Below are 20,063 nucleotides of genomic sequence, written 5' to 3'. Positions count from 1 at the left end.
GTTTATTCCTCGTTTGCTGCCCGGAAGCCATTTTCCAGGTCGGCAATTAAATCTTCACCATCTTCAATACCGGTCGAAATACGCAGAAGCGTTTCTGAGATCCCGGCGGCCGCACGCGCTTCAGGCGCCATGCCCGCATGGGTCATCGTCGCTGCGTGGGAAATCAGACTTTCCACGCCGCCCAGCGATTCCGCCAGCGTAAACAGCGATAACCCGCTCAGGAAACGACGCAGCGTCTGCTCATCGCCATCCAGTTCGAAGCTTAACATCGCCCCAAAACCTTTTTGCTGACGCGCCGCAATCTCATGCCCCTGGTTTTCCGGCAGGGACGGATGGTACAGTTTTTTCACCAGCGGCTGGGATTTCAGATAGTCGACAATCGCCAGCGCGTTACGCTGCGCCACTTCCATACGCGGAGAGAGCGTACGTAAGCCGCGCAGCAGCAGATAGCTATCAAACGCTCCACCGGTAACGCCGATATTATTCGCCCACCATGCCAGTTCGGTGACGGTCGCCGGATCTTTAGCGATCACCACCCCGGCCACGACGTCAGAGTGGCCGTTCAAATATTTAGTGCACGAATGCAACACCAGATCGGCGCCCAGCGCCAGCGGATTCTGCAAAGCCGGGCTCAGGAAGGTGTTATCAACCACGCTGACCGCTCCGGCCTCACGCGCCAGACCGCAGATTTTCGCAATATCCACAACTCTCAGCAATGGATTACTTGGGCTTTCGACCAGAACCAGCTTCGGTTTTTCCGCCAGCGCGGCGCTCAGCGCCTGCTCGTCGTTTTGATCGACAAACAGCACGCGATAGCAGCCGCGCTTCGCCAGGCTGTCAAACAGGCGGTAGCTGCCGCCGTAGCAGTCGTGCGGCGCCACCAGCAGATCGCCCGGTTTCAGAAATACGGTGGTGACCAGCAAAATGGCCGACATGCCGGTATTGGTCAGAACCGCCCCCGCGCCGCCCTCCAGCTCCGCCAGCGCACGCTGCACCACATCACGGGTCGGGTTACCGCGACGAGAGTAGTCGTGGGCGCGAGGTTCGTTAAATCCGGTGAAATTATAGGTGCTGGAGAGATGAATGGGCGGGACAACGCAACCGTACTGCTCGTCGTCATTTAAACCGCTACGCACTGCGATGGTGGCCTGTTTACGCGTCATGTTGGGGAGTTCCTGGGCTGAGTCGGTGAAAAGTCAGGCTCCAGAGTAATCATTGTTATAATAGACGTCAATACATCTGGACATCTAAACTTCTTTGCGTATAGATTGAGCAAACTGGAAATAGCCGTTAAAATTATATGCATTAGCGCACATCCGTAGCGGCTTGTTTGGTGCCAGACGCGCCCCTCTACGGTAAACTACGCGCAATTATGGCCAGGACTCGCGTTCAGGCCCTTAACTAATGAATAGAGGATTAAAGGTAACTCATGGCTGAATGGAGCGGCGAATATATCAGCCCATACGCTGAGCACGGTAAGAAGAGTGAGCAAGTAAAAAAAATTACGGTTTCCATTCCTCTGAAGGTGTTAAAAATCCTCACCGATGAACGCACGCGTCGTCAGGTGAATAACCTGCGGCACGCGACTAACAGCGAACTGCTGTGCGAAGCGTTCCTGCATGCCTTTACCGGTCAACCGTTGCCTAACGATGAAGACCTGCGTAAAGAGCGCAGCGATGAAATCCCGGAAGCGGCGAAAGAGATTATGCGCGAACTGGGCATCGACCCGGATACGTGGGAATACTAAAACCATAAAAAAGGGCAGAAGAAATCTTCTGCCCTTTTTTCTCGCGTTTAGCGCAAGAGAAACAAAAAAGCCGCCCTGAGGCGGCTTCTTCAGCAAATTACTTGCTGGTACCCGGTACGCTGAAGCGCTTGTTGAAGCGGTCAACACGGCCACCGGTAGCAACATCACGCTGTTTGCCAGTGTAGAACGGGTGGCATTTACCGCACACGTCGAGGTTCAGGTCGTGACCTACGGTAGAACGGATTTTCATGACGTTACCGCAAGAGCAGGAAGCAGTAACTTCTTCGTATTTCGGATGAATATCTTTTTTCATGGGAGAACCTCAGTTAAGGCCGCGTCGCTCTTCCAGCCCTAACGCCAGACACCACGCGATGTTAATAATTCCCGGAGCGATTACACTACCGGGTAATAGATTTTGATGTCGCACAAAGCGCATCAAAGGCGGCGAATCATACAGAATTTGACCAGCATATGCAAACTGATCCGCGAGCCCTTATCACAATGTGTATACTAACCCGCCAGATTTCAAGTCAGGAAGATTAAATGCCCGTCGCTCACGTTGCCCTGCCCGTTCCGCTGCCCCGCACTTTTGACTATTTGCTGCCTGACGGTATGCCGGTCAAAGCGGGCTGTCGCGTACGCGTCCCGTTCGGCAAGCAGGAGCGGATAGGTATCGTAACGGCGGTCAGTGAGCGCAGCGAACTGCCGCTCGACGAACTTAAGCCGGTGGCCGAAGTTCTTGATGCCGAGCCGGTCTTCTCCGCTTCGGTCTGGCGGCTGCTGCTGTGGGCGGCGGATTACTACCATCATCCCATCGGCGATGTGCTGTTTCACGCGCTACCGATCGTGCTGCGCCAGGGGAAGCCCGCCAGCGCGGCGCCAATGTGGTACTGGTTTGCCACCGAACAGGGGCAAGCGGTTGATATCAACAGCCTTAAGCGCTCACCGAAACAGCAGCAGGCGCTGGCTGCGCTGCGTCAGGGCAAGATCTGGCGCCATCAGGTTGCCGAACTCGAATTTAACGACGCCGCCCTGCAGGCGCTGCGGGGTAAAGGCCTGGCCGAACTCGCCAGCGAAGCGCCGGCGATCGCCGACTGGCGCACGGGCTTCTCGGTACCCGGCGAGCGCCTGCGGCTCAATACCGAACAGGCCACCGCCGTGGGCGCGATTCACAGCGCCTCGGACAGCTTTTCCGCCTGGCTGCTGGCCGGGATCACCGGTTCGGGCAAAACGGAAGTGTATCTGAGCGTCCTTGAAAACGTACTGGCGCAGGGGCGCCAGGCGCTGGTGATGGTGCCGGAGATCGGCCTGACGCCGCAGACTATCGCCCGTTTCCGCCACCGCTTTAGCGCCCCGGTGGAAGTGCTGCACTCCGGACTGAACGACAGCGAACGCCTCTCCGCGTGGCTAAAAGCCAAAAACGGCGAAGCGGCGATTGTTATCGGTACCCGCTCGTCGCTATTTACCCCTTTTAAAGACCTCGGGGTCATCGTCATCGATGAAGAGCACGACAGCTCTTATAAACAGCAGGAAGGCTGGCGCTATCACGCCCGCGATCTGGCGGTCTGGCGCGCCCACAGCGAACAAATTCCAATTATCCTCGGCTCGGCGACCCCGGCGCTGGAGACGCTTCATAACGTCCGCCAGGGCAAGTATCGCCAGCTGAAGCTCACCAAACGAGCGGGCAATGCGCGCCCGGCTCAGCAGCACGTTCTGGATTTAAAGGGCCAGCAGCTGCAGGCCGGACTGTCTCCGGCGCTCATTGGCCGCATGCGCCAGCATCTGCAGGCCGATAACCAGGTGATTCTGTTTTTGAACCGCCGCGGCTTCGCGCCGGCGCTGCTGTGCCACGACTGCGGCTGGATAGCGGAGTGTCCGCGCTGCGACAGCTACTACACGCTGCACCAGGCTCAGCATCATTTGCGCTGCCACCACTGCGACAGCCAGCGCCCGATTCCGCGCCAGTGCCCCTCCTGCGGCTCAACGCATCTGGTACCGGTAGGTTTGGGGACCGAACAGCTTGAGCAGGCACTGGGACCGCTGTTTCCCGATATCCCGATTTCCCGTATCGACCGGGATACCACCAGCCGCAAAGGCGCGCTTGAGCAATATCTTGCCGACGTCAATCGCGGCGGCGCGCGCATTCTTATCGGCACCCAAATGCTGGCGAAGGGGCACCACTTCCCGGATGTCACCCTGGTTTCCCTGCTGGACGTTGACGGCGCGCTGTTTTCCGCCGATTTCCGCTCGGCGGAGCGCTTCGCTCAGCTCTACACGCAGGTTTCAGGCCGCGCAGGCCGGGCGGGCAAACAGGGCGAGGTGATCCTGCAAACCCACCACCCGGAACACCCGCTGCTGCAAACGCTGCTTTATAAAGGATACGACGCGTTTGCCGAGCAGGCGCTGGCGGAACGGCAAAGCATGCAGCTGCCGCCGTGGACCAGCCACGTGCTGATTCGCGCCGAGGATCATAACAACCAGCAGGCGCCGCTTTTTTTACAACAGCTGCGCAACCTGCTGCAGGCCAGCCCGCTGGCCGATAAGAAACTGTGGGTGCTCGGGCCGGTTCCGGCGCTGGCGCCAAAGCGTGGCGGCCGCTGGCGCTGGCAAATTCTCCTCCAGCATCCGTCGCGCGTTCAGCTACAGCATATCGTCAGCGGAACGCTGGCGTTGATTAACACGCTGCCGGAAGCGCGAAAAGTGAAATGGGTTCTGGACGTCGATCCTATTGAAGGTTAAGGCTTCTCTTGCGAGGCGGATCGAAAAATTCAACCATCGTCACGTTTTTCATGAAAATTCTGTAACTCTCTGGATGTACTATCTGTTAAAAATGTTGCTGATGTCAGAACGCCAGGGATGTGTCTGCGCCAGTCAGCGAGGAGAAATCAGGTGAAGCCCAAAAAACAGGTCGTTGCCGCCACTATGAAAGACGTTGCCCAAAAGGCAAACGTTTCCACGGCAACCGTATCCCGAGCGTTAATGAATCCCGATAAGGTTTCGCAGAGCACCCGTAACCGGGTCGAGCAGGCCGCGCTGGAAGTCGGCTATTTACCGCAATCGCTCGGGCGCAATATGAAGCGCAACGAGTCACGCACCATTCTGGTGATTGTGCCGGATATCTGCGACCCCTTTTTCAGCGAGATCATTCGCGGTATTGAAGTCACCGCGGCGGAACAGGAGTACCTGGTGCTGATTGGCGATTGCGCCCACCAGAACCGTCAGGAAAAGACCTTTATCGACCTGATCATTACCAAGCAGATCGACGGTATGCTGCTGCTTGGCTCCCGTTTGCCCTTCGATGCGGGCGTAGAGGAGCAGCGCAATCTGCCGCCGATGGTCATGGCCAATGAATTCGCTCCCGAGCTTGAGCTGCCGACGGTGCATATCGATAACCTCACCGCCGCCTTTAACGCCGTTAACTATCTGCACGAGCTGGGGCATCGCCGCATCGGCTGTATCGCCGGCCCGGAAGAGATGCCGCTGTGCCATTATCGCCTGCAGGGCTATGTCCAGGCGCTGCGTCGTAGCGGGATAACCGTCGATCCGCACTATATCGCCCGCGGCAATTTTACCTATGAAGCCGGTGCCAACGCCCTCGAACAGCTGCTGGCGCTGCCGGTACCGCCGACGGCTGTTTTCTGCCATAGCGATATTATGGCGCTGGGGGCATTATCGCTGGCGAAACGTCGCGGCCTGAAAGTTCCTGAAGATCTGTCTATTATTGGTTTCGATAACATCTCTTTGTCTGAATTTTGCGATCCGCCATTGACGACCGTCGCGCAACCACGTTTTGATATTGGCCGCGAAGCGATGCTGCTTTTATTGGATCAACTACACGGTCACAGCGTCAGCAGCGGTTCACGATTACTCGACTGCGAGCTTATCGTTCGCGGCAGTACGCGAAAAATCCGAACATAACCTTCAGGCTTTCGGGCCTGCCCTTCTGGTCAAAGGCCCGCCGCTTAAGTAACATGGCGGGCTGAAAAACGAATAAGACAGCGAAACGATAGTGGCACAACGAGATTATGTACGCCGCAGCCAACCGGCTTCTTCGCGGCGCAAAAAGAGCAATACCCGAAGCTCAAGGAACAAGCAAGGCGGCCTTTCGGCGGTTTCACCGACTATGGTGGCGATCGCTGCGGCAGTGCTGGTGGCCTTTATCGGTGGACTGTACTTCATCACGCACCACAAGAAAGAAGAAGCTGAAGCGCTGCAAAACCGGCAGGCCGCTGGCAACGGCCTCCCGCCGAAGCCGGAAGAGCGCTGGCGCTATATTAAAGAGCTGGAGAGCCGTCAGCCCGGCGTACGTGCGCCTACGGAACCCACGGCAGGCGGCGAAGTCATGAAGCCGGAGCAGCTGACGGACGAACAGCGCCAGCTGTTGGCGCAAATGCAGGCCGATATGCGTCAGCAGCCTACGCAGCTGACCGAAGTGCCGTGGAATGAACAAACCCCGGCGCAGCGCCAGCAGACCCTGCAGCGTCAGCGTTTAGTTCAGCAGCAGCAGCTCGCGCAGGTGCAGCAGCAGACACAGACGCAGGTACAGCAACCGCGAACCCAGCCGCGGGCCGTCGAGCAGCCGAAACCGGTGCAGCAGCCGCCGAAGCAAACGGCGTCGAACCAGCAGCCGTATCAGGATCTGCTGCAAACGCCGGCGCATACCAGTACCGCGCAGCCTAAAACCCAGGCCGCCGCGCCGGTAACCCGCGCTGAAGAGGCGCCAAAAACCGCCGCCGCGGAGAAAAAAGACGATCGCAGCTGGATGATCCAGTGCGGCTCCTTCAAAGGCGCTGAGCAGGCGGAAACCGTGCGCGCGCAGCTGGCGTTTGAAGGCTTCGCCTCGCACATCACCACCAATAACGGCTGGAACCGCGTGGTGATTGGGCCGCTGAAAGGCAAAGAAAACGCCAGCAATATGATTGAACGGCTGAAAATGGCCGGACACGCAAACTGCATTCGTCTCGCCGCCAGGGGTTGAAACCCTCAAAATCCCCCCCATCTATAATTGCATTCTGCCCCGCGTAACCGCGGGGCCCCTATTCCGCTTTTGCAACCAAGGGGTCTGCTCGTGACTACAATTGTAAGTGTTCGCCGTAACGGCCATGTCGTTATTGCCGGTGATGGCCAGGCCACGCTGGGCAACACCGTAATGAAAGGCAACGTCAAAAAAGTGCGCCGCCTGTACAACGACAAAGTGATCGCCGGCTTTGCGGGCGGCACCGCTGACGCCTTCACGCTGTTCGAACTGTTTGAACGTAAGCTGGAAATGCATCAGGGCCACCTAGTGAAGGCCGCCGTTGAGCTGGCGAAAGACTGGCGTACCGACCGCATGCTGCGCAAGCTGGAAGCGCTGCTGGCCGTGGCTGACGAAAACGCATCGCTTATCATCACCGGTAACGGTGACGTGGTGCAGCCAGAAAACGATTTGATTGCTATCGGCTCCGGCGGTCCTTACGCCCAGGCCGCGGCTCGCGCCCTGCTGGAAAATACCGATATGGGCGCACGCGATATCGCAGAGAAAGCGTTGAATATTGCAGGTGATATCTGCATTTATACCAACCACTTCCATACCATCGAAGAATTACCGTCTAAAGCGTAAGGATCTCCCATGTCTGAAATGACCCCACGCGAAATTGTCAGCGAACTGGACAAACACATTATCGGCCAGGACGCAGCCAAGCGCTCCGTCGCCATCGCTCTGCGTAACCGCTGGCGTCGTATGCAGCTCAACGAAGAGCTGCGTCACGAAGTCACGCCCAAAAACATTCTGATGATCGGCCCGACCGGCGTCGGTAAAACGGAAATCGCCCGTCGTCTGGCAAAGCTTGCCAACGCGCCGTTCATCAAAGTTGAAGCGACGAAATTCACCGAAGTGGGCTATGTTGGTAAAGAAGTGGACTCCATCATCCGCGATCTGACCGATGCGGCGATCAAAATGGTGCGCATGCAGTCCATCGACAAAAACCGCTATCGCGCGGAAGAGCTGGCGGAAGAGCGCATCCTTGACGTGCTGATCCCGCCGGCGAAAAACAACTGGGGCCAGGCTGAACAGCCTCAGGAACCGTCCGCCGCGCGTCAGTCTTTCCGTAAAAAACTGCGCGAAGGGCAGCTCGATGATAAAGAGATTGAGATCGATCTCGCTGCTGCGCCGATGGGCGTTGAAATCATGTCCCCTCCGGGCATGGAAGAGATGACCAGCCAGCTGCAGTCCATGTTCCAGAACCTGGGCGGCCAGAAGCAAAAACCGCGTAAGCTGAAAATTAAAGACGCGATGAAGCTGCTGATTGAAGAAGAAGCGGCGAAGCTGGTCAACCCGGAAGAGCTGAAGCAGGACGCCATCGACGCCGTTGAGCAGCACGGTATCGTGTTTATCGACGAAATCGATAAAATCTGTAAGCGCGGCGGCAACTCCTCCGGCCCGGACGTATCCCGCGAAGGCGTACAGCGCGATCTGCTGCCGCTGGTTGAAGGCTGCACCGTCTCTACCAAGCACGGCATGGTGAAAACCGATCATATTCTGTTTATCGCTTCCGGCGCGTTCCAGGTGGCCAGCCCGTCTGACTTAATCCCGGAGCTGCAGGGTCGTCTGCCGATTCGCGTTGAGCTGAAAGCGCTGACCACCCACGACTTCGAGCGCATCCTGACCGAGCCGAACGCGTCCATCACCGTGCAGTATAAAGCGCTGATGGCCACCGAAGGCGTCAATATCGAGTTCACGGAAGATGGCATCAAGCGTATCGCTCAGGCCGCGTGGCAGGTCAACGAGACCACCGAGAACATCGGTGCGCGTCGTCTGCATACCGTACTGGAGCGTCTGATCGAAGACATCTCCTACGATGCCAGCGAAATGAATGGCCAAACCGTCACCATCGATGCGGAATATGTCGGTAAGCATCTGGATGTTCTGGTGGCAGATGAAGATCTGAGCCGTTTTATCTTATAATCCGGTTCAATATATTTTCATCACTATAGATGGGGCTATAGATACCCTAAATAATTCGAGTTGTGGGAAGGCAGCCGTTGGCTGAGGGCCCTCATTTATCCCGGCAGTGCCTGGGGTGAATGCGCGTCGCCAACGCATCTGCAGCTTGAAGTATGAAGGGTAGAGCCCCATTTTTTATTGGCCGGGACTTATGACCGAACACGCTATCACTCGCACCCAGGCCTGGCTGGAAAGCCTGCGCCCCAAAACGCTACCTCTGGCCTTTGCCGCCATTATTGTCGGCTCCGCGCTTGCCTGGCATCAGGGCAGCTTCGATCCCTGGGTTGCCCTGCTGGCCATCATCACCGCAGGTTTATTACAAATCCTCTCCAATCTGGCCAACGATTATGGCGACGCGGTAAAAGGCAGCGATAAACCTGACCGTATCGGCCCCCTGCGCGGGATGCAGAAAGGGGCAATCACCCAGGCGCAGATGAAACGCGCGTTGATTCTCACCGTGGCGCTGATTTGTCTCTCTGGCCTGGCGCTGCTGTTCCTGGCCTGGCAGACCATGGCCGATTTTATCGGTTTTATGGTGCTTGGCGGGCTATCGATCGTGGCCGCCATTACCTACACCGTCGGCACTCGTCCTTACGGCTACATCGGCCTTGGCGATATCTCCGTGCTGGTGTTCTTCGGCTGGCTTAGCGTGGTCGGGAGCTGGTACCTCCAGGCGCACAGCGTTGAAGCGGTTATTTTCTTACCCGCCACCGCCTGCGGCCTGCTGGCAACGGCGGTGCTGAATATTAACAACCTGCGTGATATCGACAGCGATCGTGAAAACGGTAAAAACACCCTCGCCGTGCGCCTGGGGCCGGTTAACGCTCGCCGCTACCACGCCTGCCTGCTGTTTGGCGCGCCGCTGTGCCTGGCGCTGTTTAACCTTCTCTCGCTGCATAATCCGTGGGGTTGGCTGTTCCTGCTGGCAACGCCGCTGCTGGTCAAACAGGCGCGTTATGTGATGCGCGAACGCGACCCTGTCGCCATGCGTCCAATGCTCGAAAGAACGGTTAAAGGGGCGCTGCTGACCAACCTGCTGTTTGTTATCGGAATTATTTGCAGCCGGCTTGTGGGTTAACTGACAAATATCAATTAACAATTGATGATTTTGCCAACAGTACGATTCACGCGATATACTGAAAATTCTCGCAGCAACTGAACGTTAAGCCTATGAAATACGATACTTCCGAGCTTTGTGACATCTACCAGGAGGATGTCAACGTCGTGGAACCTCTGTTCTCCAACTTTGGGGGGCGCTCGTCGTTTGGTGGACAAATCATCACGGTAAAATGTTTCGAGGATAACGGGTTGCTCTACGATATGCTCGAACAGAACGGCCGTGGTCATGTCCTGTTGGTTGACGGCGGTGGTTCCGTTCGACGCGCATTGATTGACGCTGACCTGGCGCGTCTGGCCGTACAAAACGAGTGGGAAGGGCTGGTCGTCTATGGCGCTGTGCGTCAGGTTGACGATCTGGAAGAGCTGGATATCGGCATCCAGGCGCTGGCGGCCATCCCCGTAGGGGCCGCAGGTGAAGGTATCGGCGAAAGCGACGTGCGCGTCAACTTCGGCGGCGTCACCTTCTTTTCCGGCGACCATCTCTACGCCGATAATACCGGGATTATCCTCTCCGAGGATGCCCTGGATATCGAGTAGCGTCCCGCCCATAAAAAAGGCCTTCTCTCTGAGAAGGCCTTTTTATTTCCGCCGGAGGCTTAGTACAGCTTCTTAGCGCAATCCAGCCAGTCGCTTTTGAACGGACGCTTCATGTTTTCGATAGCGTCGATAATGTCGTGGTGAACCAGCTTCTCGTTCTGAATACCAACGCAGCGGCCGCCGAAGCCCTGCAGCAGCAGGTCAATCGCGTACGCGCCCATGCGGGATGCCAGAATACGGTCATAAGGAACCGGAGAGCCGCCGCGCTGAATGTGGCCCAGTACGGTGGCACGAGTTTCACGGCCGGTCTCTTTCTCGATGTAGTGAGCCAGCTCGTCGACGTCGCACATATGCTCGGTGATCGCCACAATCGCGTGTTTTTTGCCTTTCGCGATACCCGCCTTAATTTCTGAAACCAGGTCGTCGCGCGTGTATTCAACCTCAGGCACCATGATGAACTCACAGCCGCCGGAGATAGCTGCCGCCAGGGTCAGATCGCCGCAGTAGCGGCCCATCACTTCAACAACGGAAATACGCTGGTGGGAGGAAGAGGTGTCACGCAGGCGGTCAATGGCCTCTACCACGGTGCTCAATGCGGTAAAGAAGCCGATGGTATAGTCGGTGCCTTTAATATCGTTGTCGATGGTGCCCGGCAGACCGATGCAGGGGAAGCCCATCTCAGTCAGACGCACGGCACCCATGTAGGAACCGTCACCACCGATAACCACCAGCGCATCCAGGCCGCGCTTTCTCATATTTTCAATCGCGACGGCGCGAATATGTTCTTCGCGGAATTCTGGAAAACGCGCCGACCCCAGGAAGGTGCCGCCGCGGTTGATCATGTCGGAAACGCTGTAGCGGTCGAGCTGAACCATACGATCTTCATACAGGCCGAGGTAACCGTCATAGATTCCAAAAACTTCCAGACCTTCCGTTAATGCCGCACGCACAACGCCACGAATTGCTGCGTTCATGCCCGGGGCATCACCGCCACTTGTCAACACACCGATTTTCTTAATCATGACTACCTCTGAACTTAGGAAGCAAAAAATAATCCTGTTGCCTGAAGCGCCCCTCACGAGGAGTGCACAACGATAATTGCAATAGTATATCAAACGCTTCTGGCTGAATTGATTCAGGTCAGACCAAATGGCGGTAATTTATACAAAAAATGCCGATCCGCCCCACACTTTTACATCGAGTTTACAGACTATAACCTAAAGATCATAAAACACCCTGCCGCCCTAACGGCACCACAGAGCAGGGGTCCTGGTGGATAATGACATCGGACCCGGGAAAACGGAGCAACAGCGCCTGCTCCACCTGGTCGGCAATCACGTGTGCCTGAGCCAGCGGGAGGTTATCTTCCATTTCCAAATGAATCTGAATAAAGCGAGTCGGCCCTGACTGCCGCGTTCGTAGATCGTGCGCCCCGCTGACGCCTGGCCACGCGGTCACGATATTGATAATTTCCTGGCGTTCCTCATCAGGAAGCGCGCGGTCTAACAACGACTGAACGGCGTCATAAGCCATGCGCAGCGCGCTATATAAAATATAGACGCCTATACCTAATGCAAACAGCGCATCAGCACGGTGCCAGCCGTACCAGGAGAGGGCCAGCGCCACCAGAATTGCGCCGTTCATCATAACATCAGACTGATAATGAAGCATATCCGCCCGTACCGCCTGACTTTGTGTTTTTCTTACTACCCAGCGCTGGAACGTGACCAGCAGCAGCGTGCTGACCAGCGCAATCAGCGTCACCACCATCCCTACGCCCGCCGCATTCATCGGCTCAGGACGAACGAGATGATCAATACCGGTCAAGAACAGAAACAGCGCCGAGCCGGAGACAAACATACTTTGCGCCAGCGCGGCCAGCGATTCCGCTTTACCATGGCCAAAGGTATGTTCTTCATCGGCAGGCTGCAGCGAATAACGCACCACCAGCAGGTTGGTCAACGAGGCGGCGATATCCACCAGTGAATCAACCAGCGCCGCCAGAATACTCACAGACCCGGTATACCACCATGCAAAAATCTTGATCAAAAGTAACGCAGAGGCCATCACCGTCGCCGCAATCGCCGCGCGGCTCACCAGCTGCCCATAAGATTGATTCATAAACGCTCCTTACTTCGCGATGCGCTTAGTATAACCCGATCTTTTACCGGGACGGGGAGGCAGGAGAGTGCTGAATAACGGGCAAAAAAAACCCCCACATCATGTGGGGGAAGACAGGGATGGTGTCTATGGCAAGGAAAACAGGGTTGTTACTGGGGTTGCAGGGTATTGCTACTACTCGAAAGCATCATCGCTGAGCCTTTTTGCATCCGTGCAACCTCACGCAACTGATCCATTCGTTGCTGGTGCTTAGCGTTTAAAACCGCTTGCTGCTCTGGCGTTAGCAGGTGATACATCTGGTTGCGAACTTTTGCCATTTCAACCTGGCGGGCAACCTGTTCCTGCGCCATCTTATCTGCCTGAGCGCGTACAGCGTTTTCATCAAAATTTTCTGCGGTGACAAGGCGATGCATTGTCTCCATTTCGCTAACATTAACGGGTGGCCTGTCGTGGCGTGCCCGCTGCATAAGATCTCGTAACTGTTGCCGTTGCTGTTCAGTTAAACTTATGCCGTCAAACATATGGCTCTGGCTGCTGCGCTGGACCCCTTCGTCTCCGGGAAGCCAGTTAACGCTGGTGACGACTTCAGCGGCTTGGCTATATGCACTTAGCGCCAGCGTTGAGGCCATGACGGCAGCGATAACATTGCGCATCACATACTCCCAAAACGTTTGTGTCGCGATTCAACGAGAGAGAGTTTACGATGCAGGCTGCAAACATGCGTCAGGGGGTGTAAAACAACGTAAAGTCATGGATTAGCGAGCCTTGATGACGTAATTTCTGCCTCGGAGGTATTTAAACAATGAATAAAATCCTGTTAGTAGATGATGACCGGGAGCTCACCTCCCTGTTAAAAGAGCTGCTCGATATGGAAGGTTTTAATGTGCTCGTCGCCCATGATGGGGAACAGGCGCTGGCCCTTCTGGACGACAGCATCGATTTACTTTTGCTTGATGTGATGATGCCGAAGAAAAACGGTATCGACACGCTCAAAGAGTTGCGTCAGACACACCAGACCCCGGTTATCATGCTAACGGCCCGCGGGAGCGAGCTGGATCGCGTTCTCGGCCTCGAGCTGGGCGCGGACGATTATTTGCCTAAGCCGTTCAACGATCGTGAGCTGGTGGCGCGTATACGCGCGATTCTGCGCCGATCGCACTGGAGCGAGCAGCAGCAGACAACCGAAGCCGGTTCACCGACGCTGGAAGTGGATGCGCTAAGCCTTAACCCCGGTCGCCAGGAAGCCAGCTTCGATGGTCTGACCCTCGAGCTGACCGGCACCGAGTTCACCCTGCTCTATCTTCTGGCGCAGCATCTTGGCCAGGTGGTATCGCGTGAGCATCTTAGCCAGGAAGTGCTGGGTAAACGCCTGACGCCATTCGATCGCGCAATCGATATGCACATCTCCAACCTGCGGCGCAAGCTGCCGGAGCGCAAAGACGGCCATCCGTGGTTTAAAACCCTGCGCGGACGCGGCTATCTGATGGTATCGGCTTCATGATTGGAAGTTTAACCGCACGCATCTTCGCTATTTTCTGGCTCACGCTGGCGCTGGTGTTGATGCTGGTTCTGATGCTGCCTAAGCTGGACTCGCGCCAGATGACCGAGCTGCTGGAGAGCGAGCAACGTCAGGGCATCATGATTGAACAGCACGTCGAGGCCGAACTGGCGAACGATCCGCCAAACGACCTGATGTGGTGGCGTCGTCTGTTTCGCGCCATCGATAAGTGGGCTCCGCCGGGCCAGCGTTTGCTGCTGGTCACCAGCGAAGGTCGCGTTATCGGTGCCGAACGCAACGAAATGCAGATTATCCGCAACTTTATCGGCCAGGCGGATAACGCCGACCATCCGCAGAAAAAGCGCTATGGTCGTCTGGAAATGGTCGGGCCTTTTTCCGTCAGGGATGGAGAAGATAACTACCAGCTCTATCTGATTCGTCCTGCCAATACGTCACAATCAGACTTCATCAATCTGCTGTTCGACCGGCCGCTACTGCTGCTGATCGTCACGATGTTAGTCAGCGCCCCGCTGCTGCTATGGCTGGCGTGGAGCCTGGCGAAACCCGCGCGTAAGCTCAAAAATGCCGCCGATGAAGTCGCCCAGGGCAACCTGCGTCAGCATCCGGAGCTGGAAGCCGGTCCGCAGGAGTTTTTAGCCGCCGGGACCAGTTTTAACCAGATGGTGACCGCGCTGGAGCGCATGATGTCCAGCCAGCATCGTCTGCTGTCCGATATCTCGCACGAACTGCGCACGCCGCTGACCCGCCTGCAGTTAGGCACCGCATTGCTGCGCCGCCGCAGCGGGGAAAGCAAAGAGCTGGAGCGGATTGAGATGGAAGCGCACCGGCTGGATAGCATGATCAACGACCTGCTGGTGATGTCGCGCAATCAGGCGAAAACCGCGCTGGTCAGCGAAACGGTGAAAGCCAACCAGCTGTGGGGCGAGGTGCTGGATAACGCCGCCTTTGAAGCCGAACAGATGGGGAAATCGTTCGCCGTCGAGTATCCGCCGGGGCCGTGGCCGCTGTACGGTAACCCCAATGCCCTGGAAAGCGCGCTGGAGAATATCGTGCGTAACGCGCTGCGCTACTCGCATACTAAAATTTCGGTAAGCTTCTCAGTGGATAAAGACGGCATCACGGTGAACGTCGATGATGACGGCCCGGGCGTGAGTCCGGAGGATCGCGAGCAGATTTTCCGTCCGTTCTACCGTACCGATGAGGCGCGCGACCGCGAGTCTGGCGGTACCGGCCTGGGGCTGGCGATTGTCGAGGCGGCGATTCAACAGCATCGCGGTTGGGTGAAGGCCGACGACAGCCCGCTGGGCGGCCTGCGCTTAACCCTCTGGCTGCCGCTGTACAAGCGCACCTGATCCCCCCGGCCTGGCTTCGCCGGGCCGGGTTCGAAACGGGTAGCCCGGATAAGGCGCAACGCGCCGCCATCCGGGAACGCGCACGGAAGCGCTATTTTCCCCACAATCTCCGCGAATTATTTTCGATCTTCCCGCTCAGGCGCCGTTTCTGCATGGTACGGCTCCAGCTCACCGACAGCCCCGCCGCGGAGAGCAGACGGTGGTACTGCTCATCATCAAACGGCATCTGCCAGGCGATGGCGCCCGCTTCGTGAACGCTCACGTCGCTGAGCCGGGAAACCAGCGCCAGCGGCGCATCGCTGGACACCTGCCCGCCCGCCACCACCCGATACAGCCAGCCGGTTTTGCCGCTGTTTTGCATAAGCTGCGCCATATCGCTGACGGCAAAGTGATAGTTGAGCTTGAAGCACGGCGATCGCGGCTGCGTGACCTGAATCAGCGCTTCTCCCCAGCGGAAGATATCGCCAATGTAGACGTTTTTTTCGGTCAGCCCTTCGGTCGAGAGATTTTCGCCAAACGCCGGGGCGCAGAAAAGATCCGCCTGCTGCGGAAGCTCACGGGCCCAGTGGGCGTAGTGTTCACGGGGATAGTGGCACAGCGCGCGGTCCGGCCCGCCGTGAATTTTCTTCTCCGCCTGCTCATCGCCCTCCAGCCCCAAATCGCCGAGGGTCAGTTCACCATCGACCTGAATTTTACCGATGGCGCTTGGACGGCTGCCGTCATAATCCCTTACCTTGCCCACAAAGACATTCACCGGATAGTGCATCGCTGCTCCTTTGCTGCGGATATAAAAAAAGCGAGTCATCAGACTCGCTTCTCGCTCAGCACAATGCAACCTTATTTTTTGGCGGCAAAACGCGCTGCGGCTTCGTCCCAGTTCACCACGTCCCAGAACGCTTTGATGTAGTCCGGGCGGCGGTTCTGGAATTTCAGGTAGTAAGCGTGTTCCCACACGTCCAGGCCGATAATCGGGAAGCCGGAAGCGCCGGAGATCGCTTCGCCCATCAGCGGGGAGTCCTGGTTAGCGGTAGAAACCACCGCCAGCTTGTCGCCTTTCAGCACCAGCCACGCCCAGCCGGAGCCGAAACGGGTCGCCGCCGCTTTTTCAAATTCCGCTTTGAAGTTGTCAACGGAACCGAAATCACGCTCGATAGCCGCTTTCAGGTCGCCCTGCAGGGTGGTACCGGTTTTCAGGCCTTTCCAGAACAGGCTGTGGTTAGCGTGGCCGCCTGCGTTGTTACGCAGCACGGTTTTTTTGTCTGCCGGCAGCTGATCCAGTTTGGTAATCAGCTCTTCTGCGGACAGGCTCGCGAACTCAGGCAGGCTTTCCAGCGCTGCGTTAGCGTTATTTACGTAGGTCTGGTGGTGTTTAGTGTGATGGATTTCCATCGTCTGCTTGTCAAAATGCGGTTCCAGGGCGTCATAAGCGTACGGCAGGGCAGGCAGTGTATAACTCATAATCATCTCCATTATTGTCGAGCGGCGGAAAGTGTTAATGCCGCGTAAGCAGTTGGTTCATTATAGTTAATTAAATGATATTGAAAACGCTTATCAATGCCGTATTTTTAATAAGGTTATAACAACGGGTAATAGATGTCGTTTTGTGATACAGAACAACTAATTAAGTTTTTGGTTGCCAGGTTCAGGCTTCGGGTGGCAACAGCTTAAAGGCGGAAAAACTGACCGATTTTTACACTCATCGGGTCGGAAGAAGATTTATCCGATAAAAAATAGATGAGGATAAAATCAATGAATCACGCGATTACGATGGGTATTTTTTGGCATTTGATAGGTGCGGCCAGTGCAGCCTGTTTCTATGCCCCGTTCAAGAAAGTTAAACATTGGTCCTGGGAAACCATGTGGTCTATCGGCGGTATTGTCTCCTGGCTGATCCTCCCCTGGGCCATCAGCGCCATGCTGCTGCCCGATTTCTGGGCCTATTACGGTTCTTTTAACGCCTCCACTCTGCTGCCCGTTTTCCTGTTCGGCGCCATGTGGGGTATCGGTAATATCAACTACGGCCTGACGATGCGTTACCTGGGGATGTCGATGGGGATCGGCATCGCCATTGGTATCACGCTGATTGTCGGCACGTTAATGACGCCGATTCTTAACGGTCAGTTTGATGTTCTCATTAACACTAAAGGCGGCCAGATGACGCTGCTCGGCGTGCTGGTCGCGGTGATTGGCGTGGGTATCGTCACCCGTGCAGGCCAGCTGAAAGAGCGCAAAATGGGCATCAAAGCCGAAGACTTCAACCTGAAAAAGGGGCTGTTGCTGGCGGTGATGTGCGGCATCTTCTCGGCCGGTATGTCGTTCGCCATGAACGCCGCCAAGCCGATGCATGAAGCCGCCGCCGCGCTCGGCGTTGATCCGCTCTACACCGCGCTGCCAAGCTATGTGGTGATTATGGGCGGCGGCGCGCTGGTCAACCTCGGCTTCTGCTTTATCCGTCTGGCAAAAGTAAAAAACCTGTCGATAAAAGCCGACTTCTCGCTGGCAAAACCGCTCATTATCAGCAATATCCTGCTTTCGGCGTTAGGCGGCCTGATGTGGTATCTGCAGTTCTTTTTCTACGCCTGGGGCCACGCCAGCATTCCGGCGCAGTACGACTACATGAGCTGGATGCTGCATATGAGCTTCTACGTGCTGTGCGGCGGCCTGGTGGGTCTGATACTGAAAGAGTGGAACAACGCCGGTCGTCGTCCGGTGGGCGTCCTCAGCCTCGGCTGCGTGGTGATTATTATCGCCGCCAATATCGTTGGTCTGGGAATGGCGAACTAGCGTCGTCAGGCGGCGGTGCGACTGCGCTGCCGCCACTGCCCCGGCGTCATGCCTATCTCGCGGTTAAACACCACCGAAAAGTAGTTGCTGTCTTCAAACCCGCACTGCATCGCCACTTCGCCAATCAGCCGTTCGGTATGCTGCAGCAGATACTGCGCGTGACAGATGCGCAGCTGGCGCAGGTAGTGGTTGATGGTCATCCCCGTCTGCTGACGAAACTGCTGGCGCAGCGCGCGTTCGCTGCACCCTTCGCGCTCGCAAAAACGGTCAAGAAAGAAAGGACGATTGAGGCTGCCCGCCAGTTCGGTGAGCAGCTTATCGAGCAGCGCTTCGCTTTGGGTTGCCGCCAGATTATCGGTGGCGTAGCGATAGCGCTGAAGAATAAGCACCAGCTGCGCAAACAGCAGTTCGGCCATATTATTGGCCTGCGCATCGCTGCGGCTGCTTTCATGCTCCAGCTGGGTAATCACCTGCCTGACCTGGGCCATGCCGCTGCTGCCAATCCGCCAGTGCGGAACCCACGGGGTGCCGAACAGGCCGGGAATGTGCGCCGCCCAGTCAAAGTTAAGCCGCAGCCGGTCCGGGCAATAAATGACGTTTTGCAGGACGAGATCGTTCACCGAGGCGTAGGAGTGTTTATCTTCCGCGCGGATATAGAACAGATCGCCGCGGGTAATGCGCCACGGGCGATCGTTCAGGACGTGCAGGCCGTTACCCCGCCACACCAGCACCAGTTCGCAGAACTCATGGGTGTGCTCGGCGAAGACGTTTTGCGGATAGCGATCCGCCACCGCCACCGCCTGAGCGGGAGAGGCAAAAAATTCATCTTTGCGAAGAATCAGCTGACCTGCCACGACATCAACTCCGGACGTGAATAACGTTTCATTATTCGCGTTTATGTCTGTCAAAACGTTGACTGCTCTCCCGTTACTGAAGAATGGCGTCGCGCCCCTGGCGAATATCGCGCGGAGACCAGTCAAACTCGCGGCGGAAAAGCGTCGAAAAGTGGTTACTGTCGCCGAATCCGCAGCGATAGGCGATATCGGTCACGCTATCATCGCTATGGCGCAGCAGATGGCGCGCTTTCATCAACCGCACCCGATTCAGATAGCGCTGCGGCGTCAGCCCGGTTTGCTGTTTTAACTGACGGTGCAGGGTTCGCAAGGAGAGCGAAAAGCGCGCCGCCACCTCTTCCCAGCAGATATCCTCGGCAAAATGGTCTTCCAGCCAGGCCATCAAATGGTTGAGCCGCGCGTCGTTGTTGGCGGCCCCTTCGGCGAGGCTGCTTTTACGCAGGTGCACCAGCAGCTGCATAAATAAAATCTCGCGGCTGGCGATGGCGTGCATATCCGCATCCGCGCCAACGTTCTCCATCTGCTCCACAATCTGGCGCACCTGCTGCAACGCATTCTGATTCACCCGCCAGTGCGAGAGGTAGTTCCCCTCCTGCTCCTGCGGCAACAGCGCGTTCAGGCCGGACAAAAAGCGAAACGCGTCCGGCGCGCGATAGAGCACGTTAGTCAGGCATAAATTATCCGTGTGCTCGTAGAGATGGCGATCGTGATCGCGGATAAAGCAGACCGAGCCGCCGCTGATGGTGTAGGGCTGGCCGTTGAAAACGTGAATCCCGGTGCCGTGCTCCACAATAACAATCTCATGAAAATCATGGTGATGCTCAGGAAAAGCGGATTGCGGGAGCCGCGGCTCAATGGCGACAGCTGAAACGCCGGACTTAAAGAAATCCACACTGTGCAACATAGTCATAGCCGCTCCTCGAGATGAGAAAAGTTATCAATCAGTGGAGCAAATAGTAATTAAGGGTCGGCGATCCGGCCTTCAATTTTTGACCGCAAAATTCGTAAAGCCTGCCGCTTTTTCAAGAAATGACGGGAAAGTTCGGGA

20 protein-coding genes are annotated in these 20,063 nt (G+C 56.6%); 11 read left to right on the top strand and 9 right to left on the bottom strand.

All coding sequences use genetic code 11. The features are described from left to right. Nucleotides 1–2: 2 nt before the first annotated feature. On the bottom strand, nt 3–1,163 hold the full coding sequence (gene metB / locus ABLU67_RS06100; RefSeq protein WP_014227429.1) for a cystathionine gamma-synthase: 1,161 nt from the start codon (nt 1,161–1,163) through the stop codon (nt 3–5). A 266-nt stretch (nt 1,164–1,429) separates the two neighbouring features. On the opposite strand from metB, the gene metJ reads away from it, so the two are divergent. Beyond that, nucleotides 1,430–1,747 carry a met regulon transcriptional regulator MetJ gene (gene metJ, locus ABLU67_RS06095; protein ID WP_004107547.1) on the top strand — a complete coding sequence of 106 codons (318 nt, stop codon included), beginning with the start codon at nt 1,430–1,432 and terminating at the stop codon, nt 1,745–1,747. A gap of 97 nt (nt 1,748–1,844) precedes the next feature. Here the strand turns inward: metJ and rpmE are convergent, their stop codons facing one another. Further along, nucleotides 1,845–2,060, bottom strand: coding sequence for a 50S ribosomal protein L31 (gene rpmE / locus ABLU67_RS06090; protein WP_004107543.1), 216 nt, complete (start codon nt 2,058–2,060; stop codon nt 1,845–1,847). A gap of 230 nt (nt 2,061–2,290) precedes the next feature. Here rpmE and priA point away from each other — a divergent pair, with 230 nt between their 5' ends. The 7 genes from priA (at nt 2,291) to rraA (ending at nt 10,385) form a co-directional block, all read left to right on the top strand. Further along, nucleotides 2,291–4,486: a primosomal protein N' gene (gene priA, locus ABLU67_RS06085; protein WP_025106564.1), complete on the top strand. Its 2,196-nt coding sequence runs from the start codon at nt 2,291–2,293 to the stop codon at nt 4,484–4,486. A gap of 150 nt (nt 4,487–4,636) precedes the next feature. After that, nucleotides 4,637–5,665, top strand: coding sequence for a DNA-binding transcriptional regulator CytR (gene cytR / locus ABLU67_RS06080; RefSeq protein ID WP_004856005.1), 1,029 nt, complete (start codon nt 4,637–4,639; stop codon nt 5,663–5,665). Nucleotides 5,666–5,756: 91 nt separating this feature from the next. Continuing rightward, on the top strand, nt 5,757–6,725 hold the full coding sequence (ftsN, locus tag ABLU67_RS06075; RefSeq protein WP_348852206.1) for a cell division protein FtsN: 969 nt from the start codon (nt 5,757–5,759) through the stop codon (nt 6,723–6,725). A gap of 90 nt (nt 6,726–6,815) precedes the next feature. Then, nucleotides 6,816–7,346, top strand: coding sequence for an ATP-dependent protease subunit HslV (gene hslV, locus ABLU67_RS06070; RefSeq protein ID WP_004107530.1), 531 nt, complete (start codon nt 6,816–6,818; stop codon nt 7,344–7,346). A gap of 9 nt (nt 7,347–7,355) precedes the next feature. Then, on the top strand, nt 7,356–8,690 hold the full coding sequence (hslU, locus tag ABLU67_RS06065; protein ID WP_004127247.1) for an HslU--HslV peptidase ATPase subunit: 1,335 nt from the start codon (nt 7,356–7,358) through the stop codon (nt 8,688–8,690). A 190-nt stretch (nt 8,691–8,880) separates the two neighbouring features. Further along, nucleotides 8,881–9,807, top strand: a complete 927-nt coding sequence (menA, locus tag ABLU67_RS06060) for a 1,4-dihydroxy-2-naphthoate polyprenyltransferase (protein ID WP_014227426.1) — start codon at nt 8,881–8,883, stop codon at nt 9,805–9,807. 92 nt (nt 9,808–9,899) lie between these two features. After that, nucleotides 9,900–10,385, top strand: a complete 486-nt coding sequence (gene rraA / locus ABLU67_RS06055; RefSeq protein WP_004127241.1) for a ribonuclease E activity regulator RraA — start codon at nt 9,900–9,902, stop codon at nt 10,383–10,385. 59 nt (nt 10,386–10,444) lie between these two features. On the opposite strand, the gene pfkA is transcribed toward rraA, so the two are convergent. From pfkA to cpxP, 3 genes are all read right to left on the bottom strand, one after another. After that, nucleotides 10,445–11,407: a 6-phosphofructokinase gene (gene pfkA, locus ABLU67_RS06050; RefSeq protein WP_004127238.1), complete on the bottom strand. Its 963-nt coding sequence runs from the start codon at nt 11,405–11,407 to the stop codon at nt 10,445–10,447. Between the two features lie 202 nt (nt 11,408–11,609). After that, nucleotides 11,610–12,506 (bottom strand): CDF family cation-efflux transporter FieF, encoded by an 897-nt coding sequence (gene fieF / locus ABLU67_RS06045; protein ID WP_348852205.1) that lies wholly within the window; start codon nt 12,504–12,506, stop codon nt 11,610–11,612. Between the two features lie 149 nt (nt 12,507–12,655). After that, entirely contained in the window at nt 12,656–13,159 is a 504-nt protein-coding gene (gene cpxP / locus ABLU67_RS06040) for a cell-envelope stress modulator CpxP (protein WP_049082048.1), read from the bottom strand. 149 nt (nt 13,160–13,308) lie between these two features. Here cpxP and cpxR point away from each other — a divergent pair, with 149 nt between their 5' ends. Together cpxR and cpxA are read left to right on the top strand one after the other, a co-directional pair. Then, the gene (gene cpxR, locus ABLU67_RS06035; RefSeq protein WP_004127228.1) at nt 13,309–14,007 is read left to right on the top strand and encodes an envelope stress response regulator transcription factor CpxR; all 699 of its coding nucleotides are present in this window, start codon (nt 13,309–13,311) and stop codon (nt 14,005–14,007) included. Then, nucleotides 14,004–15,377: an envelope stress sensor histidine kinase CpxA gene (cpxA, locus tag ABLU67_RS06030; RefSeq protein WP_185219726.1), complete on the top strand. Its 1,374-nt coding sequence runs from the start codon at nt 14,004–14,006 to the stop codon at nt 15,375–15,377. The genes cpxR and cpxA overlap by 4 nt, the downstream gene beginning before the upstream one ends. Nucleotides 15,378–15,468: 91 nt before the next feature. Here cpxA and yiiM read toward each other — a convergent pair whose 3' ends face one another. Together yiiM and sodA are read right to left on the bottom strand one after the other, a co-directional pair. Then, nucleotides 15,469–16,143 (bottom strand): 6-hydroxyaminopurine reductase, encoded by a 675-nt coding sequence (yiiM, locus tag ABLU67_RS06025; RefSeq protein ID WP_014227423.1) that lies wholly within the window; start codon nt 16,141–16,143, stop codon nt 15,469–15,471. 71 nt (nt 16,144–16,214) lie between these two features. Further along, entirely contained in the window at nt 16,215–16,835 is a 621-nt protein-coding gene (gene sodA, locus ABLU67_RS06020) for a superoxide dismutase [Mn] (protein WP_004127220.1), read from the bottom strand. A gap of 291 nt (nt 16,836–17,126) precedes the next feature. Here sodA and rhaT point away from each other — a divergent pair, with 291 nt between their 5' ends. After that, nucleotides 17,127–18,161, top strand: a complete 1,035-nt coding sequence (gene rhaT / locus ABLU67_RS06015; RefSeq protein ID WP_004107493.1) for an L-rhamnose/proton symporter RhaT — start codon at nt 17,127–17,129, stop codon at nt 18,159–18,161. A gap of 5 nt (nt 18,162–18,166) precedes the next feature. Here the strand turns inward: rhaT and rhaR are convergent, their stop codons facing one another. Then, nucleotides 18,167–19,015, bottom strand: a complete 849-nt coding sequence (gene rhaR, locus ABLU67_RS06010) for an HTH-type transcriptional activator RhaR (protein ID WP_048263256.1) — start codon at nt 19,013–19,015, stop codon at nt 18,167–18,169. A gap of 73 nt (nt 19,016–19,088) precedes the next feature. Further along, nucleotides 19,089–19,925: an HTH-type transcriptional activator RhaS gene (rhaS, locus tag ABLU67_RS06005; protein ID WP_014227422.1), complete on the bottom strand. Its 837-nt coding sequence runs from the start codon at nt 19,923–19,925 to the stop codon at nt 19,089–19,091. Between the last annotated feature and the right edge of the window lie 138 nt (nt 19,926–20,063).

The organism is Klebsiella sp. GN_Kp190 (genome assembly GCF_040061795.1).
Classification (GTDB): Bacteria; Pseudomonadota; Gammaproteobacteria; order Enterobacterales; family Enterobacteriaceae; genus Klebsiella; species Klebsiella michiganensis.
The sequence above is the reverse complement of the archived record's forward strand: the minus strand, read 5'-3'. Positions and strand labels throughout refer to the sequence as shown.